16 protein-coding genes are annotated in these 22,088 nt (G+C 65.1%); 12 read left to right on the top strand and 4 right to left on the bottom strand.

The window, feature by feature from the left end:
- Positions 1-185: 185 nt before the first annotated feature.
- From IV454_RS03335 to IV454_RS03325, 3 genes are all read left to right on the top strand, one after another.
- Positions 186-1,619 carry an alkaline phosphatase gene (locus tag IV454_RS03335; RefSeq protein ID WP_206090312.1) on the top strand — a complete coding sequence of 478 codons (1,434 nt, stop codon included), beginning with the start codon at positions 186-188 and terminating at the stop codon, positions 1,617-1,619.
- Positions 1,620-1,645: 26 nt separating this feature from the next.
- Positions 1,646-3,028 carry an alkaline phosphatase gene (locus tag IV454_RS03330; RefSeq protein ID WP_206090310.1) on the top strand — a complete coding sequence of 461 codons (1,383 nt, stop codon included), beginning with the start codon at positions 1,646-1,648 and terminating at the stop codon, positions 3,026-3,028.
- A gap of 100 nt (positions 3,029-3,128) precedes the next feature.
- Entirely contained in the window at positions 3,129-3,557 is a 429-nt protein-coding gene (locus IV454_RS03325) for a hypothetical protein (protein WP_206090308.1), read from the top strand.
- A gap of 174 nt (positions 3,558-3,731) precedes the next feature.
- Here IV454_RS03325 and IV454_RS03320 read toward each other — a convergent pair whose 3' ends face one another.
- The 4 genes from IV454_RS03320 to IV454_RS03305 all read right to left on the bottom strand — a co-directional run bounded on the left by IV454_RS03320 (position 3,732) and on the right by IV454_RS03305 (position 9,975).
- Positions 3,732-4,142, bottom strand: coding sequence for an SWIB/MDM2 domain-containing protein (locus IV454_RS03320; RefSeq protein WP_082692675.1), 411 nt, complete (start codon positions 4,140-4,142; stop codon positions 3,732-3,734).
- A 204-nt stretch (positions 4,143-4,346) separates the two neighbouring features.
- Positions 4,347-5,717, bottom strand: a complete 1,371-nt coding sequence (ffh, locus tag IV454_RS03315) for a signal recognition particle protein (RefSeq protein WP_054268437.1) — start codon at positions 5,715-5,717, stop codon at positions 4,347-4,349.
- Positions 5,718-5,839: 122 nt separating this feature from the next.
- On the bottom strand, positions 5,840-7,717 hold the full coding sequence (locus IV454_RS03310; RefSeq protein ID WP_206090306.1) for an NHL repeat-containing protein: 1,878 nt from the start codon (positions 7,715-7,717) through the stop codon (positions 5,840-5,842).
- Positions 7,718-7,794: 77 nt separating this feature from the next.
- The gene (locus IV454_RS03305; RefSeq protein WP_206090304.1) at positions 7,795-9,975 is read right to left on the bottom strand and encodes a hypothetical protein; all 2,181 of its coding nucleotides are present in this window, start codon (positions 9,973-9,975) and stop codon (positions 7,795-7,797) included.
- A 218-nt stretch (positions 9,976-10,193) separates the two neighbouring features.
- Here IV454_RS03305 and IV454_RS03300 point away from each other — a divergent pair, with 218 nt between their 5' ends.
- The 9 genes from IV454_RS03300 (at position 10,194) to IV454_RS03260 (ending at position 22,060) form a co-directional block, all read left to right on the top strand.
- A complete protein-coding gene (locus IV454_RS03300) occupies positions 10,194-11,168 on the top strand; it encodes an ABC transporter substrate-binding protein (protein ID WP_206090302.1) in 975 nt (324 codons plus the stop codon).
- Positions 11,169-11,247: 79 nt separating this feature from the next.
- A complete protein-coding gene (locus IV454_RS03295; protein WP_206090300.1) occupies positions 11,248-12,063 on the top strand; it encodes an ABC transporter permease in 816 nt (271 codons plus the stop codon).
- Between the two features lies 1 nt (position 12,064).
- Entirely contained in the window at positions 12,065-12,862 is a 798-nt protein-coding gene (locus IV454_RS03290) for an ABC transporter ATP-binding protein (RefSeq protein WP_206090298.1), read from the top strand.
- A 66-nt stretch (positions 12,863-12,928) separates the two neighbouring features.
- Positions 12,929-13,732 (top strand): cytochrome C assembly family protein, encoded by an 804-nt coding sequence (locus IV454_RS03285; protein ID WP_206090296.1) that lies wholly within the window; start codon positions 12,929-12,931, stop codon positions 13,730-13,732.
- The gene (locus tag IV454_RS03280) at positions 13,729-13,968 is read left to right on the top strand and encodes a PP0621 family protein (RefSeq protein WP_206090294.1); all 240 of its coding nucleotides are present in this window, start codon (positions 13,729-13,731) and stop codon (positions 13,966-13,968) included. The genes IV454_RS03285 and IV454_RS03280 overlap by 4 nt, the downstream gene beginning before the upstream one ends.
- A gap of 3 nt (positions 13,969-13,971) precedes the next feature.
- Positions 13,972-15,702, top strand: coding sequence for a sensor histidine kinase (locus tag IV454_RS03275; protein WP_206090292.1), 1,731 nt, complete (start codon positions 13,972-13,974; stop codon positions 15,700-15,702).
- Positions 15,699-17,132 (top strand): sigma-54-dependent transcriptional regulator, encoded by a 1,434-nt coding sequence (locus IV454_RS03270; protein ID WP_206090290.1) that lies wholly within the window; start codon positions 15,699-15,701, stop codon positions 17,130-17,132. The genes IV454_RS03275 and IV454_RS03270 overlap by 4 nt, the downstream gene beginning before the upstream one ends.
- Positions 17,133-17,868: 736 nt before the next feature.
- Positions 17,869-20,823 carry a ribonucleoside-diphosphate reductase subunit alpha gene (locus tag IV454_RS03265; protein WP_206090288.1) on the top strand — a complete coding sequence of 985 codons (2,955 nt, stop codon included), beginning with the start codon at positions 17,869-17,871 and terminating at the stop codon, positions 20,821-20,823.
- A gap of 76 nt (positions 20,824-20,899) precedes the next feature.
- A complete protein-coding gene (locus IV454_RS03260) occupies positions 20,900-22,060 on the top strand; it encodes a ribonucleotide-diphosphate reductase subunit beta (protein WP_206090286.1) in 1,161 nt (386 codons plus the stop codon).
- Positions 22,061-22,088: the final 28 nt, after the last annotated feature.

The raw sequence follows: 22,088 nt of genomic DNA, 5'->3' as shown, positions 1-22,088 counted from the left end.
AGCGTAGACGATGGTTGTAGGAAGTTTGACGGAATGTTTCGAATCAGAGGTCAGACCCCGGTTGGGAATCTATTTAGTCAGGTAACTATCGGATTGTGCAGGTGGGTAAGTGCTGACGTCCGGTACCACGGCGGCGGCCGGCGGTGTAGACTGCTTTTTTTTTCTCCAAGCTCACGAAAGTGCACATGCGATTGACTCTTCTTGCCGCAGCGTCCGCGCTGGCGGTCTTGTCGGGATGCGCCAGCGTCCAGCCGCCGGCCCCGGCCATCTCCCACGCTCCAGCGAAAAACATTATCTTCTTCCTCGGCGATGGCATGGGCATCAATACCCTGACCGCCGCCCGCATCTATGCCGTCGGCGAGGAGGGCGAGCTGACCCTCGATACCCTGCCCGAATCGGCTTTCATCAAGACCTTTTCCAACGACGCCCAGGTCACCGACAGCGCCGCGTCCATGTCGGCTTATATGACCGGCGTGAAGGTCAATAACAATGTGCTGTCGATGAGTACCGATACGCCGGCCGCCGCGCCCGCCCTTGACGCCGCCGGCAACAAGCTGGCGGGCCGCTGCACGGGCGGGCGCCCCGTCGCCACCCTGGCCGAACTGGCCAAACAGCGCGGCATGTCGGTCGGCGTCGTCACCACCACCCGCGTCACCGATGCCACCCCGGGCGCGGTCTTTTCGCACGTGTGCCATCGCGCCATGGAGAACGATATCGCCGCCGCCCTCGTTCCCGGCGGCGCCGGCTACAACCTCGCCCTCGGCACGCGCGGGCTCGATGTGCTGCTCGGCGGCGGCAGCGCCCATTTCACCACCACGGCCAAGGGCGGCAAGCGCAGCGACGGACGCGATCTGCTGGCCGAACTGGCCGCGCAGGGCGTGCGCTCGGCCACCGACAGCGCCCAGCTCAAGGCGGTCGACACGACGTCCTCCCAGCCGCTGGTCGGCCTGTTCAGCGCGCACGACATGAGCTTCGATTCGATGCGCGATGCGGCCAAGGAACCGGGCCTGCCCGAGATGGCCGGCAAGGCCATCGCCATCCTGGCGAATAATCCGAAAGGCTTCTTCCTGGTCGTCGAGGGCGGCATGATCGACCTGGCGCTGCATAATTCGAACGCGCGCCGCGCGCTGCAGGAGACTGTCGTTTTCGACAATACCCTCAAGGCGGCCATCGCGCAGATGCGGGCCATCGATCCGGACCTGAAAAACACCTTGATCGTGGCCACCGCCGACCACGATCATTCGCTGCTCCTGAACGGCTACGCTCACCGCACCGGCAAGACCACGCCGACCGAACCCGGTGTGCTGGGACTGATGCACCGCGTCGATAACAATGAGATCAAGCTCGATGCCGATGGCGCGCCGTTTACCATCATCGGTTTCGGCAGCGGCGAAAAACGCACGCAGGGCAGCCGCGGCGGCGCCCCCCACCTGACCAGCGCGCAGGTGAGCGCGGACGATTACCGCCAGGAGGCGGTGGTGCGCACCGAGCCCGGTTACGAGACCCACAGCGGCACCGATGTGTACTTGGGCGCGATCGGCGCCGGCGCCACGCGCTTCGGCGGCACCATCGATAACACCCGCGTGTTTGAACTGATCAAGGCGGCCGCCGGCTGGTAAGCCGCGCCCCATTTATGAGACCTACCATGACGCCTTCCCACTTTCCCGTGCTCCTGCTGGCCGCTTCGTGCGCGCTGGCGCCTTCCTTCGCCGCCGCCGCGCCGGCCGCGAAGAACATCCTGTTCTTCCTCGGCGACGGCATGGGGCCGACCACCATCACCGCCGCGCGCATTTATCGCTACAAGGAAGAGGGCTTCCTCAACTTCGAGCGGATGGAACGCTCGGCGCGCATCAAGACCTATTCGAACGATGCCCAGACTACCGACAGCGCGCCGTCGATGGGGGCCTATATGACCGGCATCAAGATCAACAACGATGTCATTTCGATGGCCGACGCCAAGCCCTTCGCCCCCAAGAAGGATGCCAACGGCAATGCCGGCATCGATGCCTGCCCGCTCGGTAACGGGCGCGCGGCGGCCACCATCCTGGAACTGGCCAAGGCCAGCGGCAAGTCGGTGGGCTCGATCACGACCACGGAACTGACCCACGCCACGCCGGCGTCGACCTTTTCGCATGTGTGCGACCGGAACATGGCGTATTCGATCGCGGCGCAGATCGTGCCGGGCGGCGCCGGCTACAACCCGGCGCTGAAGGATGGCGTCGATGTGCTGATGGGCGGCGGGCGCAATCACTTCACGCCCTTCGATCCGGTGCGCAATCCGAAGGGCCGCGCCGACGGGCGCGACATGGTGGCCGAATTCGCGGCGCGCGGTTACACGGTGGCGGCCAATGCGGACCAGATGCAGGCCGCGCCGGCGGGCAAGAAATTCGTCGGCATTTACAGCGATGTGAGCCACCTCGATTACGCGCTGACCCGGCGCGCCGCCCAGCCGGCCCTGGCGCAGATGACGTCCAAGGCGATCGACCTGCTGGCCGCCAACCCGAAGGGTTTTTTCCTGATGGTCGAAGGCGGCAAGATCGATCATGCGCTGCACGATTCGAACGTGAAGAACGCGTTGGCCGAAACCATCGGCTTCGATGACGCCATCAAGACGGCACTCGACAAGATGGAGACGCTCGATCCGGGCTTGCGCCATACCCTGGTGGTGGTCACGGCGGACCACGATCACACGATCGTGATGAACGGGTACGCCAAACGCGGCAATCCCATCCTCGATATCGTGCGCAATGTGGACGACGGCCAACCGGCGCGCGATGCCGATGGCAAGACCTACACCGCGCTGGTATTCGGCAATGGCCCGAACCGTCCCAATCAGCGCGTGGACGTGGACAGTACGCAAGCGCTGGCCGACGACTACCATCAGGAGACTGGCGTGCGCCTTCCCGGCGAAACCCATGGGGGCGGCGACGTCAAGCTGTTCGCCACCGGCGCCGGGTCGGGCGTGTTCAAGGGGACAATGGAAAACACCAAGGTGTTTCATCTGATGAAGGCCGCTTTCGGCTTGTGAGCCGCGCATCGTCCGGGAAGACAGCTTGTCGGGCCTGGCTCGGCGAGGTTTTTCTTCCGGAAGGTCGCGCTAGCAAGAGGCTGCGCCGGGCGGAGAGCTGATGACATTCAGATTAGAAGAAATGACGATGGACGATGAAGCGATCGTCTATTCGAAAACGAACAAGGACCTGATCTGCAAATTCGGCTGGGCGGCCAGAAGCAGCACGCCCGGCCGCCTCGAATCGTGGGCCATCGACCATGAGCGCGCGCTGTCGCTGCTCAGGCTGCGCCAGCCCGATCCGCGCGAACCGCGTACCCGCTTCCTCTTGTCGATCGAGGGTGAGCTGGTGGTGTTCGGGATCGATCGGGACCTGTCGCCGCAGGTAACGGCGTCGATTCTCCACCTGCCGCCCAAGCTGGCCGTCCGCGAGCCGGAGTTGCAGGCGCTGTTCGCGCAAGCCTTCGAGGCGGGCGCCGACATCTTCGTCCTCATCGTCGGCTTCGTTCCGGTCAGCGTGTCGTTCGCATCGCAAAAGGATGCGCAATAATGGCGCTCAATGTCGACACGCCCGGCGGCTTGACGGACGATGAAGTAAGGCCCTTGCAGCGCCGCGGCGCCGCACGTCTGGTCCAGTGCCCCCCGTTTTGCGCGGTGCAAAACAAAAAGCCCCGGTCGTATGAGCGGGGCTTTTTGTAATCAGGCTTGGACGAGCAATCTGTTTTTATTTCAGATGATCGGAAATGAGTTTGGTCATTTCAAACATCGATACCTGTGCTTTGCCGCCGAAGACTGCTTTGAGCTTGTCGTCGGCATTGATCATGCGGCGGTTGGCCGCGTCTTGCAGATCGAGCTTCTTGATATAGTCCCAGACTTTCTTGGTCACTTCGGTGCGCGGCAGCGGCGTTGCGCCAACCACGGCTGCCAGGACGGCGGACGGAGTCATCGCCTTCATGAAGGCGGCGTTCGGCTTGCGTGGGGCTGCTGCAGGTTTTTTTGCGGCTGCTGCTTTTGGTGCTGCAGCTTTTGCTGGAGCAGCTTTCTTCGCTGCTGCTGGCTTTGCCGCTGCGGCTGGCTTAGCTGCGGCGGCCTTCTTTGCTGGCGCTGCTGCTGGGGTTTTTTTGGCTGTTGCCATCTTCAAGCCTCCTTAACGAACACATGGGAAATTGCGCAATTCATCGCACGGCTTATATTGGTGGGGATTTACCGATGACGCAAGTGTTTTTCAAGAATTTTTCGGCGTTTTCATAGGGAAAAGCCAGAACTAAGCCCCGCAAGGCGATTTTTGATGTTGCTGTCGCCCCCGCGGCTGCCGCCCTGGCGCGGGGGCGAGAATTGCCTACCGCATCCCGCCCGGCATCATGCCCTTCATCGAGCGCATCATTTTCATCATGCCGCCCCCTTTGAATTTCTTCATCATGGCTTGCATCTGGTCGTACTGGGCCAGCATGCGGTTCACTTCCTGCACCTGCACGCCGGCGCCGGCGGCGATGCGGCGCTTGCGCGTGGCCTTGATCAGTTCCGGCTTGGCGCGTTCCTGCGGCGTCATCGAATCGATGATGCCGACCATGCGCCGCACCTGCTTGTCGGCCTGGTCCATGTTGGCGCCGCCGGCCGCCTGCTGGAATTGCGCCGGCAGCTTGTCGATCAGGCTCGACATGCCGCCCATCTTTTTCATTTGCCCCAGCTGCGACTTGAAGTCGTTCATGTCGAAGCGGCCGCCCACCTTGATCTTGTTGGCCAGGTCGGCCGCGGCCTTGCTGTCGACGCCCTTGCGCGCTTCTTCCACCAGCGCCAGGATGTCGCCCATGCCCAAAATACGGTTGGCCATGCGCTGGGCGTCGAAGGCTTCCAGGCCGTCGAGTTTTTCGGACACGCCGGCAAACTTGATCGGCTTACCCGTGATGTGGCGCACCGACAGCGCCGCGCCGCCGCGCGAGTCGCCATCGAGCTTGGTGAGCACGATGCCGGTCAGCGGCAGCGCGTCGTTGAAGGCCTTGGCCGTGTTGATCGCATCCTGCCCCAGCATGGCGTCGACCACGAACAGGGTTTCGATCGGGTTGACCGCCGCGTGCACGGCGGAGATTTCCTGCATCATCGCTTCGTCGATGCCGAGGCGTCCGGCGGTATCGATGATCAGCACGTCGTGGTAGTGCTTGCGCGCCCAGTCCAGCGCGGCCAGGGCGATGTCGACCGGCTTGTCGGTGGCGGCGGACGGGAAGAAGTCGGCGCCGACCTGCTTGGTCACCGATTCGAGCTGGGCGATCGCGGCCGGACGGTAGACGTCGGCCGAGACGGTCAGGACCTTCTTCTTTTTCTCTTCCTTGAGGTACTTGGCCAGCTTGCCGACGGTGGTGGTCTTGCCCACACCCTGCAGGCCGGCCATCAGGATGATCGCCGGCGGCTGCTGGGCAAAGCTCAGCTGCGACGCTTCCGGACCGAGGTCGGCGCCCATCAGCGCGCCCAGCTCGCGCTGGACCACGCCGACCAGGGCCTGGCCCGGGCTGAGCGAGGCCATGACTTCTTCGCCGAGGGCTTTTTCCTTGACGCGGCTGATGAACTCGCGCACGGCGGGCAGGGCCACGTCGGCTTCGAGCAGGGCCAGGCGCACTTCGCGCAGCATCTCGGCGGTATTCGATTCGGTCAGACGCGCCTCACCGCGCATGGTCTTGACGACCTTGGCAAGGCGTTGGGTTAAGTTATCTAGCATGGCAGACCTGACTAATATATAGGGCGATGCCGGCACGCGCCGGTTGTGGCGTCATTTTACCCTATGTCTTGACGAAAAAAGACCGGCGCCGGGCCGGTCTCCTCATGGCCGCGCGCGCCGGATTACGGCAGTGCCAGCCGGACGATGGCGTTACCCGAGATGAAGGCGTAACTGTTGATGCCAATGCGTACCAGTCCACGCGGATGTTCGATGCTGCCGGGCAGGGCGCCGAGGATCGTGACGGCGCGCCCGGGCGTACCGGCGACGATGCTCGATACGCCAGCCGCGCTGATCCGGGTAATCGTGCTGCGCTCGCCGTCGGCGACGTAGCGGTTGCCGGCCTCGTCGCCGACCCGCCCCACTTCCGCCGGCACGGCGGCAACCGTGCTCACGGCGCCGGCCGGGCTGATGCGGCGGTAGCCATTGCCCTCGTCCTGTACGTACAGGTCGCCGGCCTGGTCGAAGCCCAGAAGCGACGGTGCGCTGAAACGGGCGGCGGCGCCGATGCCATCCTGCTTGCCTGTTTCGCCATCGGCGCCGGCGAACACGCTCCAGACGCCGTCGGTGCCCAGCTTGTGAATGACGGCGCCACGCGGTCTGATCCCGGGAATCGGTTCGCCATGTAACAACGCCGACACATAGATATTACCGGCCTTGTCGATGGCGATGCCGCTCGCAATACCGCTCGGCGTGGAGTTGCTGGTGGTGGTGCCGTCCGGCGCCACCTTGCGCAGGAACACCCCGCCGCGCAGATAGGGACCGGAACTGCGGTAGCCGCTCGGCTGCTGTTCGATAACAAACAGCTTGCCTGCCGGGTCGGCGCCCATGAACCGCGGGCGCACCAGGCGGGCGGCGCCGCCCTTGCCGTCGACCGGCAGCCGGGACAGGTCGGGCTTGCCCACGAACGGCGCCATGCTGCCGTCGGGGGCGAGCAGTGAAACATGGTTGTCGTGGATGATGTAGACGTTTCCCTTGCCGTCGGACAGCAGTTGATGCGGGTTCGGCGGCCTGGGGCCGATGGTCTTGACCACGCCGGCGGTGCTGACCTGGCGCAGCCCGCTATGGTCGATCACCAGCAGCTTGCCCTCCTGAAATGCAATCAGCTCGGGCTCCTCGAAGTAGGCACCGCTGCCGCTGCCATCCTGGGCGGGCAAGGTGGCATTGGCGACGCCGGCCAGGGTGGTCACCATGCCGCCCGGCGTGACCCGGCGGATCGTCCTGGCGTCGATCAGATACAGATTGCCGTCCGGGTCGACCGTCACGCCGCGCTGCCTGATGTCGGTGAAGCGCGCCGCGCTGCCCTGGCCGTCGAGCGGCGCCGAGGCAGGCGTGCTGCTCCCCGCCACGGGGATCAGGCTGCCGTCGGCCCCGATGCGTGCGATCGCGGTGTGTGTGGCGCTGCTCTCGTTGTACAGGATGCGGTAACGCACCCCGGCCGCGTTGCCGACGATGAAGGAACGGTCGGGGTCGTACGGTACAGGGGTCGTGCTGCCGTCTGGTCCGAACAGGTAGGTCATGAACCCCACCCTTGCCAGGATCTGTCCGTTGCGGTCGAACGACAGGGCAGCGCCAAGCGGCGTGAGGGACAGCGTCTCTTCCTCCGCCGGCTTGGGGGCGGTCAACACGGTGCGTACCACGCCATCGCGTCCGAAGGCGCGCACAACGGCGCCGCTGCCCACGTACACGCCCATCTCATTGATCGTGGTCTCGCTGACGTAGACCGTGCCCTTGCTGTCGATCAGCGCGCTGGCGATATAGTTGAAGCGGGCATCCTGGCCGCTGCCGTCGGTACTGATCATGCTGCCCGTGTCGCCGGCGATCAGGGTCAGGCCGGCCGGCAGCGCCGGACCGGGGTAGGCCGGAGGCGGCGTCGGTGTCGGGGTCGGCGTCGGCGTCGGCGTCGGGCTTGGTCCATCGCCGCCGCCGCAGGCGGTCAGGAATGCCGCGGCGCCCATCTGGAGCGTCAGGCGGCGTCGTTGAAACGAAGGTAAAGTCATCATTTACTCCTGGTTAATTCCGATCAGTGTAGCCCAAAATATTTCTTATTTTGTAATGTTGTGTATCGGGCATACCTGCTTCAGCGGTGCGTCCGGGTGCGTTTGGCCCATTCGTTGCGCGCGAAGTATTTGTGCAGGTGCTTGAACATGGGAACTGTGTATTGGCCCCTGGCGTCGCCGCCGTGGGCGCGGATCAGCATCGACAGGGCCTGCGGCAGGCGCGCATCGCGCGGCTCGCGCGCGGCATGCTCCATGACCAGGCCGGCCAGGTAGTCGGTGCCGCTCGGTAAGGCCGCCAGGGTGGCGCGTTCGGTGCGCAGGGTGGCCGCCGCGCCGGCCGCCAAAAAGGCTGGCATGGCGGGCGCCGCCAACCTCTTGCCGTAGGTGGGGTCGCCGCCGGCGAAGACGCGCCACCAGTTCTCGCGCGATTGCTCCAGCTCGTTGCTGGCCCGCATGTTTGGGTAGGCGAACTTGGCGGGGTCGGTCTGGTAGCCGATGAAGGGGCTGACATTGCCGACCATGCCAGGATAGCGCGCCAGCAGCATGGCGCCGATGCCGCGCCGCAGCGCGGGGTCGGTCTCGGCCAGCATCTGCTCCACCAGCGCGGCGGCACCGGCAAAGCGCTTCTTGATGGCGGGCGCCAGGCGGGTGGCCACGTCGGGCCGGGCCAGCGGCAGGGCGCGCGTCCACGCCACCGTTTCCAGTTCGGCGCGCAGCTTGGGTGGCAGGGTTTTGCGTTGCGCCAGGGTGAGCAGCATGTCCAGCGGCAGGCCGGTGTTGAGGAAGGTGGCCACGTCCATGGCGGCCACCGGCGCTTCTCCGTGCACCGGCAGCACCTTGCTGCGCACGATGAAGCGGGCGGCGTCGTCCAGGTTGCGCGCGCGGGCCAGGCCGATGCGCTTGAAGGCGTTGGCGTCGTCCGCGCTAATGGTCGGGCGCAGGGCCAGCGCCGCGTCGACGATGGCGACGGCGTCGGCGTCGCGCGCGGCCAGGCGCGCCAGGTGGTAGCGCGCCGTCAGGTAGGCCGGCGAGGTGGGTGGCAGCGCTTGCGCGGCCGCCAGCAGCGCGCCTGGCGCCTGCGGCTTGGCCAGGGTGAGCGCCGCCACCAGCCACGGCAATTGCTGGGTCGATTCCCACTGGCGCAGCGCATCGCCGGGGGCGGCCTTGGCGCTGCCTGCGCTGCGCATCGCCGCCAGCCAGGCGCCATACGCCAGTTGCGCGCGTTCGGCGGACGGGGTGGCGCGCCAGGCGTAGCTGTAATCGCGCACATCCTGTCCGATATTCGCGGACGGGGCCGCGTTGCCCAGTTCCGTGTCGAGCCGGGCCAGGACCTGCGCCGGCGCGGTGCGCAGCAAGACCAGCTGGCGCAGGCGGCGCGCGTCGGCGCGCAGCGGCGTGTCGGCGGCGGCGTCGGCCAGCGGATCGAGGCGCTTCAGGGCGCTGGCCATCGGCGCCGCATCGACCGTGCCGTAGCCGACGGCGCTGGCGGCGCGCACGTCGGCGCGCGCGGCCAGGTAGGGCGCGAGCTGGCGCCAGGGCGACGCCGGGTCCTGGGCGATGGCATCGAAGCGCGCCGCCGCCTCGGGGTAGGCGGCGCGGTAAAAGTGGGCGGCGGCCTGCTGGTAGGCGCGGTCCATGCGCAGCCATTCGGGCGCGTCGGCCGGCGCATCGGCCGGCATCGCGGTGGGCGCGGCGCAGTTGGCGAACACGGCATCCTGGCCGGCGATCCAGTCGAGCAGGGCGGGGCCGCGCGCGGCGCTGGCCAGGCGGGCGCCCAAGGTGCGGACGGCGTTGCGAAATGCGTCCGCCGGGCAGTTCAGCACGGAACTGTCCGGACCGGCGATGGCGAGCGCGGCGAGCTTGGGAGCGCCGGCGCGCGCGCGTTCCGTCTGCCACGCTTGCAGGGCGCTCTTGAGGGCGGGGTCTTCATGCGGATCGAAGTCGCGCGGCTCGCTGGTGCCGGTCAGCCAGCAGGGGTCGAAAGGGCGCAGGGGCTCCTGGGCGGCAGTATCGAGCGGCATGCCGGCCAGCGCGCGCCAGGCGATGAACTGGTAAAAATCGTCGCGTCCGGCACGCACGATGCCGGGCTGGACATACATGCCCGGGGTCAGGCTGCCCGGCCAGCGCGGCGGCTCGAACACATTGCCGTCGTTCGACGGGCCTTCATAGAATGTGCAGCGGCGCTCGCCGGCCTGCGCCGTCGTCATGGCGGCCAGGCCGAGCATCATGAAAAACAACGGTGCGCCTAGGCGCTTATGCAAAATGGGTTTCATTGATTTCTTTCACGGCGGGGCGGTCATCTTATCAGCGCAAAGCTTGCGCCAGTCGTTAGACATTGATTTCTCCCCGGGCTATCTTTCCCTGAGGTAAGCATGGATGTGCGGCAATGACGCCGTGGACGCAGGCCAATGGCGGCTTGCGTGCATGCATGACGACACGCGGTACCTCATCGACTCTGCACCATCCAACGGAGACAGGCATGACAGGGAAGCTCATCTGCAAGACGATCATGCTGGCGGCGCTGTTCGCCGCCGGCCACAGCCACGCCGAGGAAGTGATCCGGCTCGGCAACCTGAAATTCGCGCATTTCGGCGCCGTGTCGTACATTAAGGAAATCGCCCCCAGGTGCGGCATCAAGGTCGAGGAAAAGGTCTTCGCCAAGGGGCTCGATGTGATGCAAGCGATCATCGCGGGCGAGCTGGATGTGGGCACGACGGCGTCCGAGGCGGCCATTTCGGGCCGTGCCAGCGGCGCGCCGATCTTCATCGTCGCCGGTTTCGCCAGGGGTGGCGCGCGCCTGGTGGCGCGGCCCGAACTGGCCATCAAGGGTATTCGGGAATTGAAAGGCAGGAAGGTGGGGGTGACCCGCGGCGGCATCCAGGAAGTGCTGCTGATGGCGCAACTGCAAAAGCATGGCATGAGCGCCGACAGCGCGCCGGGCAAGGACGTGCACGTGATTTACCTGCCGTTCGCCGACCTGAACCAGGCGCTGATGGGCGGCAATATCGACGCCATGATGCAGTCCGAGCCGCAATCCTCGCAAGCCATCAACCGCGGTTTCGGCAGTGAAGTGCTGAAACCCTACGACACCCCGATCGGCGAGCCGGTGCGCACCATGGTGATGACCGAGGCGTTCTACCGCGGCAAGCGGGCGCTGGCCGACAAATTCATGCGCTGCTTCGTCGAAGCGACCCGCACCTTCATCAGCGAGCCGGCCATCGCCGAAAAATACGTGCGCGAGGTGATCTACAAGGGCCAGATCAGCGGCGCCGACTTCCGCGATGCGATCGCCAATTCGCCGTATTCCCTGGACGTGACGGCCGAGCACATCCAGATCACCACCGACACCATGGTCAAGACCGGCGTGGGCCGCATGGCGCGCCCGCCGCTGGCCAGGGACTGGGTCAAGACCGACATGCTCGATTCGGCCAAGAAAAGCCTGGGGGTGAAGTGAGCGCCACCGTGAGCAGGACCGTGTTCGACAATCCGGCAGTATTGACCGCCTTGACAGGCAGACGTTTTTCGGAGATGGCATGAATAGCAGACAGTTGCGTGAAGTGGGAATCGGCCTGGTGGCGCCGGCCGTGGTGATCGCCTTGTGGCAGCTGGCGGCGGCGCAGGGCCTGGTCAATCCCCAGGTGTTGCCCTCGCCGCTGGCGGTGCTGCGCAAGTGGGTCGAGTACCTGTTGCCGCTGCAGCCGCACGCGGACGGCAGCTGGCTGGCCTGGGCCTTGTCGGGCGAACTGGTGGTCGATTCGCTCACCAGCATGTATCGGGTGCTGCTCGGTTTCGGCATCGGAGCCGCGCTGGCGCTGCCGCTCGGGCTGGCCATGGGGGCGAGCGCGCGCGTGTATGCCTGGCTCAATCCCCTGGTCCAGCTGCTGCGCCCGATTCCGCCGATCGCCTATATTCCGCTGGCCATCCTGTGGTTCGGGCTGGGCAATCCGCCGGCCGTGTTCCTGATCGCGCTGGGGGCCTTCTTTCCGGTGCTGATCAATACCATCGCCGGGGTGCGCCAGGTCGACGCCATTTACCTGCGCGCGGCGCGCAACCTGGGCGCCAGCCGGCGTACCATGTTCGTGCGCGTGATCCTGCCGGCCGCCGTGCCCTACATTCTGTCCGGCGTGCGGATCGGGATCGGCACCGCCTTCATCGTCGTGATCGTCTCTGAAATGATCGCGGTCAACAATGGCCTGGGTTTCCGCATCCTCGAAGCGCGCGAGTATTTTTGGTCCGACAAGATCATGGCCGGCATGATCACCATCGGCATGCTGGGGCTGGCGATCGACGTCGGCATGAACCGCCTGAACAATTACCTGCTGCGCTGGCACCGCGGCCTGGAGAACTGAGATGAGTGCATCACCGATCCATATCGAGGGCGTCGACAAGGTCTTTCACAGCGCCGGGGGCGAGCTGGTCGCGCTCAAGGACATCAACCTGGAGATCCCGGCCGGGCAATTCACTTGCCTGCTCGGGCCTTCCGGCTGCGGCAAGTCGACCCTGCTCAACGCCATCGCCGGCTTTGCGCTGCCCACGCGCGGCACCATCCGCACCGGCGCGCACCCGGTGACGGGGCCGGGGCCGGAGCGCGGCATGGTGTTCCAGGAGTACGCGCTGTTTCCCTGGATGACGGTCGAGCAGAACGTCGCCTTCGGCCTGGAAATCAAGGGCATGGACAAGGCAACGATCGTGGCCACCGTGGCGCGCCTGCTGGCGATGCTGTCCTTGGGCGACTTCCGCCAGCGCTATCCCAAGGATTTGTCGGGCGGCATGCGCCAGCGGGTGGCGATCGCGCGCGTGCTGGCCTTGGACTCGCCGATCATGCTGATGGACGAACCGTTCGGCGCGCTCGACGCGCTGACCCGGCGCAACCTGCAGGACGAGCTGCTGCGCATCTGGGCCGCGACCGGCAAGACCATCATCTTCGTCACCCACAGCATCGAGGAAGCGATCTACCTGGCCGACCGCATCGTGGTGATGACTTACCGTCCGGGCACGGTCAAGCGCGACGTCATGGTCGATCTGGCGCGCCTGCGCGACCCGGCCGCGCCCGAGTTCAATGCGCTCAAGCGCGAGCTGGGGCAGCTGGTCATGGAAGAGCAGCAACGCCACCACAACGACGAGTTGCGCATGGCGGCAGTCGATTAGGCGGGATTGAGCGCGGCGGCGCCACGCCGTCCCCGCCAGCGCGCGCCGATAGTGTAAACTTGCAGCATGCAGACTTACTTACTTATCGCAGCGGCGCTGCTGTACGCGCTGTGCGCCCTTCTTCCCTCGCCCCGGGGCGCGCTCATTTCCGGCGTCACGGCCGGGGCCTGGCTGCTGCACGGCGCCGCCCTGTGGTTCGACATGATGGCGCCCGGCAGCGTGCGGATCGGCTTCGCGCTGATGATTTCCGCCGCGCTGTGGATCTCGGTGGCCGCCTACTGGATCGAAAACCGCAATTTCGCGCTCGACGGCCTGCGCCGCCTGGTGATGCCTTGCGCCGCCGCCGCCGCGCTGCTGCCGGCCGTGTTTCCGGGCAGCGTGTTGCAGCTCGAAGGGCGCGCCCCGGCATTCGGCTGGCATATCGCGGTCGCCATCCTCGCCTACAGCACCCTGACGATTGCCGCCTTCCACGCGGTCCTGATGGCGCTGCAGGAAACGCGCTTGCATGCGCGCAACCCGCAAGCGGGCTGGCTGGCCACGGCGCTCGACCAGCTGCCGGCCCTGCTGACCATGGAAAAACTGTTGTTTCGCCTGATCTGGATCGGTTTCGTGCTGCTCAGCCTGACCGTGCTGTCGGGGATCGTGTTTTCGGAGCAAGTGTTCGGCACCGTGCTCAAGTGGGATCACAAGAGCGTCTTCACCTTGCTGTCGTGGTTCCTGTTCGCCGCGCTGCTGGCCGGGCGGCGCTGGCGCGGCTGGCGCGGCAAGACCGCGCTGCGCTTCACCCTGGCCGGTTTCGCCACACTGGTGCTGGCCTATGTCGGCAGCCGTTTTGTTCTTGAAGTCGTTTTGCACCGGGGGTTGGCATGACACGCATACTGTTCTGGATCGCGCTGCTGGTCCTGATTATCGCGGCCATCCGCAGCAAGCTGCGCGGCATCGTACCGCCGCCCGGGCAGGAAAGCGCTGCGCGCCCGGCCGCGCGCGAGGCCGAAACCATGATCGCCTGCGCCCACTGCCATGTGTACTTCCCCGAGTCGGAAGCGGTCAAGGCCGGCGGGCGCGAATATTGCAGCCCGGACCACGCCCGTTTGCCGCCCGCCTGAGTGATGTCCTTCTGGAGCGCGCTGTCGGCCGAGTCGCGCGACACATTCTGGCGCTCGCTGCAGGCGCTGACCGCCACCCGCATCGTCATCTCGCTGGTGCTGCTGGCCTACCTGGCCTTCGACCAGAAAGATGTGGCCAGCGCCAGCTACCATCTGTATACCGAAACCTGCATGGCCTACCTGGTGCTGGCCGGCGCGTTCGTGCTGGCCAGCGTGTACGTCCGCAATCACTTCCTGATGCAGGTGGTGCTGCAGATCGCGGTCGACATCGCGGTCATTTCGGTGCTCTACATGGCCGCCGAGGCCAGCCGCGGCAGCCTGGTGATCCTGTACCTGTTTCCGCTGGCGGGCGCCGCGATCCTGGCGCCGCGCCTGCTGGCCCTGTTTTCGGCCGCGCTGGTGACCCTGTTCCTGCTGACCGATTCCCTGTACCAGGTGTTCCTGGGCGAGAGCGGCATGCCGCTCACCCAGGCCGGGCTGTACGGCGCCGCCTTTTTCGCCATCGTGATGGTGGTCAGCCGCCTTGCCGCCAGGCTGATCCGGCAGGAAGAACTGGCCGCGCGCCACGGCGCCGACCTGAAAATCCAGCAGGCGATCAACCAGATCATCATCGCCGACGTCGACGATGGCATTCTCGTGGTCGACCGCGACGGCCACATTTTCGCCGGCAACCCGGCCGCCCAGCACATGCTGGGGCTGGCCAACGGCGACAGCGGCTTTGCCCTGTCCGAGGTGCCTGCGCTGGAACCGGTCGCGCATGCGTTTTCGGAGTGGCAGCAGCAGGTCGGGCCGGCCACCGTCGCCGGCGTGGCGCGCGCCGCCTTCGTCACCGTCAAGCCCTACCGCGACAGCGGCGGCGGCGACGCCGGCACGGCCGCCTGGAGCGGCCGGCGCGACCTGGCGGCCCACCTCAAGCTGCGTTTCGCGCGGGTCGACACGGTCGACGAGGCGTCCGAGCGCTGCGTGATTTTCTTGCAGGACGTCACCGCCATCGAAAACCAGGCCCAGGAACTGAAACTGGCGTCGATGGGACGGCTCACTGCCAGCATCGCGCACGAGGTGCGCAATCCCCTCTCGGCCATCGGCCACGCCACCGCCCTGCTGGCGGAAGACTTGCACGAGCCGGGCCAGGCGCGCCTGCTCAAGATCGTCGGCGACAATGTGGCGCGGGTGAACCGTATGGTCGAAGACATACTGCAATTGTCGCGCAAGGTCCAGCCGAATGGCGATCCCTTGTTGCTCGGCCCCTTTTTGAATGACCTGAAAGCCGAATTTGACGAAACCCAGGGTGTCGCCGATGATATAGTGTGGTTGGGCAATACTGGCGCCGTGCCGGTGCGTTTCGACGCGCTGCACCTGCGCGAAGTGCTGATCAACCTGCTGACCAATGCGCTGCGTTACGCCAGCGGCGGGGTGGGCAGTATCCGCGTGTATGTCGTCACCGATTCGGCCGGCGGGATGGAGCTGCACGTGCAGGATGACGGTCCGGGCATCACGCCCGACGTGCGGGCCCACCTGTTCGAACCGTTTTATACGACCTCGAGCAAGGGCACCGGGCTGGGGCTGTACCTGGCGCGCGAGCTGTGCCTGAACAACGCGGCGATGCTCGATTACGAATATCGCTTCGATGCCAGCGGCTTCGGCGTGCGGGCGGCCACTGGCCGCTTTGTGATTTCGTTCGCGCCGCCGCTGGGGGCGCGCGGCGCTACTAGTAACAGAAAGGCAACAACATGACATCACCCCGCGTACTGGTCGTCGATGACGAGGCCGATTTGCGCGAACTGCTGGAAATCACCCTGGTCAGGATGGGGCTCGATGTGGACAGCGCCGAAACCTTGCGCGAGGCGCGCGCCTTCCTGGCACAGAACGATTACGGCCTCATTCTCACCGACATGCGCTTGCCCGACGGCCTGGGCCTGGAGCTGGTGCAGGAAGTGAACGCCTCCAACAAGTCGACCCCGATCGCGGTCGTGACCGCCTACGGCAGCGCCGAAAACGCGGTGGTGGCCCTGAAGGCGGGCGCCTTCGATTACGTCTCCAAGCCGGTGGTGCTGGACGATTTGCGCGTGATGGTGCAGTCGGCCCTGCGCCTGTCGGCCCCGGCCACGCAGAGCGGCAGCCCGGCGGCGGCCGGCACGGCCTCGCGCCTGATCGGCGAATCGGCCGTGATGCAATCGCTGCGCAACCAGATCGAACGGCTGGCGCGCTCGATGGCGCCGATTGCCATCACGGGCGAGTCGGGCAGCGGCAAGGAGCTGGTGGCGCGCGAAATCCACGCCCGCAGTTCGCGCGCGGGCAAGCCCTTCATTGCCGTGAATTGCGGCGCGATTCCCGAAGCGCTGATGGAAGCCGAGTTTTTCGGCTACCGCAAGGGGGCGTTTACCGGCGCGGCCGACGAGCGCGACGGGTTTTTCCATGCGGCCAACGGCGGCACCCTGATGCTCGATGAAGTGGCCGATTTGCCGCTGGCGATGCAGGTCAAGCTGCTGCGCGCGATCCAGGAGCGGCGCGTGCGCAAGATCGGTGCTACCAGCGAGGAGCCGGTCGACGTGCGCATCATCAGCGCCACGCACCAGAACCTGGCGCAGTGCGTCGAGACCGGCAAGTTCCGCCAGGATCTGTTTTACCGCCTGAATGTGATCGAGTTGAGCGTGCCGCCGCTGCGCGAGCGGCTCGACGACCTGGGGGTGCTGGTCAATGGCATGCTGGCGCGCCTGGCCGGAGCGGGGCAGCAGGCCGCCCTTGGGCCGCAGGTGCTGGAAACCTTGAGCACGTATTCGTTCCCGGGTAATGTGCGCGAACTGGAAAATGTGCTGGAACGGGCGCTGGCGTTCGCCAACGATGGCGTGATCGAAGTGGGCGACCTGTCGCTCAAGGGCGCGCGCCTGGCCGAGCGACCGGCGCCGGTGGCCGAGGCGGTGGCGGCGCCCGTGCAGGCGGCGATGGCGCCGCAAGCGGCTCCTGCGCCGATGAGCGCGAGCGGGCCGGCGGAGTTGCCCAGCAACTTGCCCGATTATCTGGAGCAGGTCGAGCGCGAGATCATTCTGCGCGCGCTGACCCAGACTCAGTTCAACCGCACCCAGGCGGCCCTGCTGCTGGGGATCAGTTTCCGGCAGCTGCGCTATCAGATGCAGAAGCTCAATATCCAGGAGCCGGAGGGGTAGGGTGTCAACGCGGTTGCCTGAGCCTTGATGCCACAGTGCGAGGCTGGTGGCTGCTTGCATCCCTACCGCGTCATTCCCCGATGCGTCATTCCTGTGCGCAGGCGGAGCCGATGCCGCCTTTGTTCATCGGTGCCATGGGCCCCCGCCTTCGCGGGGGTGACGGTGGTTCGCGGGGGCGACGGTGGTTCGCTGTGCCGACGGTAGTTCACTGTGCCGCCGGTGGCTCGCTGTGCCGACGACGGTAGTGGCGTATTGACATCCTGGCCTGTTCCGACGCCCGCTCCCCCCACGGTTTATAATGCTGCCCCGCGAGGCAAAAACGGCAAGCGTGCGAGCTCGCGGCTGCTTCTTAAAATGGCACCCGTTAGTAAGTGCTAACCGCGTAATCCTTCATGCGGCGTGACTCAAAAAAGTCAAGCGAAGCGCAGGAAAAAATTGCTACTAATTCTATTGCCACTGTCATGGTGAGGTACTACAATTAGTCCCAGATTTGAGCAATCGACTAGATATAGTGGTTCATGAAGCTCTGCCACCGATTGGTCGGCCCTTAACGCAGCATCGGCAAGCCTAGTTTTTAACGCAATCAATCCTCCATCGCCAGTGACGGCGCCGGCCTCGACAATCCAGGCCGGCGGGGTAGTTTTTTTGTTTTTATATTTGTTGGGGACGGTTGATCGACGCCGTCCACTTGATAACAACCGGCGGCAGACCAAAGCCCGCCGCTCCAGGAGGTCCCATGCAAACATCCCAAGATTCTTCGATTAACCCATTGCACATCACACCTGGAGCAGCAGGCCAGCCGGCGCCCACCAGCGCCGCCGCCGTCGCCGCCCGCGGCGACTATCGCATCATCCGCCGCAACGGCGCTGTCGTCGCGTTTGAACCATCGAAGATCTCGATCGCCGTCACCAAGGCCTTTTTGGCCGTTAACGGTGGCCAGAGCGCCGGCTCCGCGCGCGTGCGCGAACTGGTCGAGCAACTGACCGAGAACGTCGTGTCGGCCCTGATCCGGCGCCAGCCATCGGGCGGCACCTTCCACATCGAAGACGTGCAGGACCAGGTCGAACTGTCCTTGATGCGCTCGGGCGAGCATGATGTGGCGCGTGCCTACGTGCTGTACCGCGCCAAGCACATGGAAGAGCGCCGCCTGCAAAAGGAAGCGCTGGGCGGTTCGGCCGAGGTGAGCGCGCCGCAAATCCACGTGCTTGAGAATGGCCAGCGCCGCCTGCTCGACATGAACCAGGTGCGCGACCTGATCGCCGCCGCCTGCGTCGGCCTGGAAAAGCACGTCGACGCCGACGCCATCCTGGCTGAAACGGTCAAGAACCTGTACGACGGCGTGCCGGTCGAAGAGTTGCACAAGTCCGCCATCCTGGCTGCGCGCGCGCTGATGGAAAAGGACCCGGCTTACTCGCAGGTCACCGCCCGCATCCTGCTGCACACCATCCGCAAGGAAGTGTTCTGCGAAGAAGTCCCGCAAGCCAAGGCCGCGGCACACTATATAGAGTACTTCCCGAAATACATCGCCAAGGGCATCGAGAACGAGCTGCTGGACCCGGTCCTGGCCACCTTCGACCTGGCCAAGCTGGCGAAAGCCCTGGTCGCCGACCGTGACTTGCAGTTCGGCTACATCGGCCTGCAAACCCTGTATGACCGCTACTTCCTGCACGTGCGCGATGTGCGCATCGAAATGCCGCAGGCGTTCTACATGCGCGTGGCGATGGGCTTGTCCCTGCGCGAAGAAAACCGCGAAGCGCGCGCCGTCGAGTTCTACAACCTGCTGTCCAGTTTTGATTTCATGAGCTCGACCCCGACCCTGTTCAACGCCGGCACCCTGCGCTCGCAGCTCTCGTCGTGCTACCTGACCACCGTCTCGGACGACCTGGAAGGCATCTACGACGCCATCAAGGAAAACGCGCTGCTGGCCAAGTTCGCCGGCGGCCTGGGCAACGACTGGACGCCGGTGCGCGCCCTGGGCGCCCATATCAAGGGTACCAACGGCAAGTCGCAAGGCGTGGTGCCCTTCCTGAAAGTGGTCAACGACACCGCCGTGGCGGTCAACCAGGGCGGCAAGCGCAAGGGCGCGGTATGCGCCTACCTGGAAACCTGGCACATGGACGTGGAAGAATTCCTGGACCTGCGCAAGAACACGGGCGACGACCGCCGCCGCACCCACGACATGAACACGGCCAACTGGATTCCCGACCTGTTCATGAAGCGCGTGATGGAAAAGGGCGACTGGACCCTGTTCTCGCCATCGGAAACGCCTGACCTGCACGACAAGGTCGGCAAGGCTTTCGAGCTGGCCTACACCGGCTATGAAGCGAAAGCGGCCGCCGGCGAGATCCGCGTGTTCAAGAAGATCGCCGCGCTCGACCTGTGGCGCAAGATGCTGTCGATGCTGTTCGAAACCGGCCACCCATGGATCACCTTCAAGGATCCATGCAACATCCGTTCGCCACAGCAACACGTCGGCGTGGTCCACAGCTCGAACCTGTGCACCGAGATCACCCTCAACACCAACGAGTCGGAAATCGCCGTCTGCAACCTGGGTTCCGTGAACTTGCCGGCACACATGAAAGAAGGCAAGCTTGACCCGGTCAAGCTGCAGAAAACCGTGCGCACCGCGATGCGCATGCTCGACAACGTCATCGATATCAATTACTACGCCGTCGAAAAAGCACGCAACTCGAACATGCGCCACCGTCCGGTGGGAATGGGTATCATGGGCTTCCAGGATTGCCTGCACATGATGCGCGTACCGTATTCGTCGAACGAGGCGGTGCAATTTGCCGACACCTCGATGGAAGCGGTGTGCTACTACGCCTACCTGGCCTCGACCGAGCTGGCCGAAGAGCGCGGCCGCTACGAATCGTACGCCGGCTCGCTGTGGGACCGCGGCATCCTGCCGCAGGATTCGATCAAGCTGCTGGCCGAGGAACGCGGCGGCTACCTGGAAGTGGACATGTCCTCGGCCATGGACTGGACCGTGGTGCGCGAGCGCATCAAGCAGTTCGGCATGCGCAACTCGAACTGCGTGGCGATCGCCCCGACGGCGACGATCTCGAACATCATCGGCGTGTCGGCCTGCATCGAACCGACCTTCCAGAACCTGTACGTGAAGTCGAACCTGTCCGGCGAATTTACCGAGATCAATGCTTACCTGGTGCGCGACCTCAAGGCACGCGACCTGTGGGATGAAGTCATGATCGCCGACCTGAAATACTTCGACGGTTCGCTGGCCAAGATCGACCGCATCCCGCAAGACTTGCGTGACATTTACGCAACGGCCTTCGAAGTCTCGCCGAGCTGGCTGGTGGAAGCGGCATCGCGCCGCCAGAAGTGGATCGACCAGGCCCAGTCGCTGAACATCTACATGGCTGGCGCCTCGGGCAAGAAGCTTGACGAAACGTACAAGCTGGCCTGGCTGCGCGGCTTGAAGACCACCTACTACCTGCGCACCATCGCGGCGACGCACATGGAGAAGTCGACCTCCAAGACCGGCGCGCTGAACGCGGTGGCGGTGGACGGCGGCATGTCGGCCCACGCGATGGGTGCGGCGGCCGATAGCGCGGCGAAGGTAGCCGCGAGCGCGGCGGCGACGGCGGCGGCGGCGGCCGAGGAAGACGGCGCGGCGTGCTACCTGCGTCCGGGCGACGATGGCTTCGAGGAATGCGAAGCCTGCCAGTAATCGCTGGCAAAGAGGCGACAGCGCCACGGCGCTGCGCGCAAGACCGAATTGAAGACAGACGAAAAGAGGAATCACCATGTTGTCCTGGGACGATGAAACAGCCAGCGCGCCTGCCGCGCCCCCCGTGGCGCCAAGCGCCGCCGTAGCGGGAACCGTAGCGGGTACCGTAGCGGGGACCGAACCCGCAGCCGTAGCGGACGCCGACGCCGTAGCGGTCGCCAAGCGCGTGCACGCCGACGACAAGCGCATCATCAACGGCAAGACCGATGTGAACCAGCTGGTCCCGTTCAAATACAAATGGGCGTGGGACAAATACCTGGCCGGTTGCGCCAACCACTGGATGCCGCAAGAGGTCAACATGCAGCGCGACATCGAGTTGTGGAAAAATCCCAACGGTCTGACCGACGACGAGCGCCGTCTGGTGAAGCGCAACCTGGGCTTCTTCGTGACCGCCGATTCGCTGGCCGCCAACAACATCGTGCTGGGCACCTACCGCCACATCACGGCGCCGGAATGCCGCCAGTACCTGCTGCGCCAAGCCTTCGAGGAAGCGATCCACACCCACGCCTACCAGTACATCGTGGAGTCGCTGGGCCTGGATGAAGGCGAGATCTTCAACGCCTACAACGAAGTCAAGTCGATCCGCGACAAGGATGAGTTCCTGATTCCGTTCATTAACACCTTGACCGACCCGGCCTTCACCACCGGTACCGTGGAAAACGACCAGAAGCTGTTGAAGTCGCTGATCGTGTTCGCTTGCCTGATGGAAGGCTTGTTCTTCTATGTGGGCTTTACCCAGATCCTGGCGCTGGGCCGCCAGAACAAGATGATGGGTGCGGCAGAGCAATATCAGTACATCTTGCGCGACGAATCGATGCACTGCAACTTCGGCATCGACCTGATCAACACGATCAAGATGGAAAACCCGCTGCTGTGGACGCCGGCGTTCCGCGAAGAGATCAAGGCGCTGTTCCTGCAAGCGGTCGACCTGGAGTATGCCTACGCGGAAGACACCATGCCGCGCGGCGTGCTGGGCCTGAACGCGACCATGTTCAAGGGCTACCTGCGCTTCATCGCCAACCGCCGCGCCCAGCAGATCGGCCTGGACGCGCTGTTCGCGCACGAGGAAAACCCATTCCCGTGGATGAGCGAAATGATCGACCTGAAGAAGGAACGCAATTTCTTCGAGACGCGGGTGACCGAGTACCAGACCGGCGGCGCGCTGAACTGGGAATAAGCATTGCGCGGAGAAAGCGGGAGGGTCT

The organism is Massilia antarctica (assembly GCF_015689335.1).
Taxonomy (GTDB): Bacteria; Pseudomonadota; Gammaproteobacteria; order Burkholderiales; family Burkholderiaceae_D; genus Telluria_A; species Telluria_A antarctica.
This window is presented reverse-complemented; position numbering and strand designations above follow the sequence as displayed.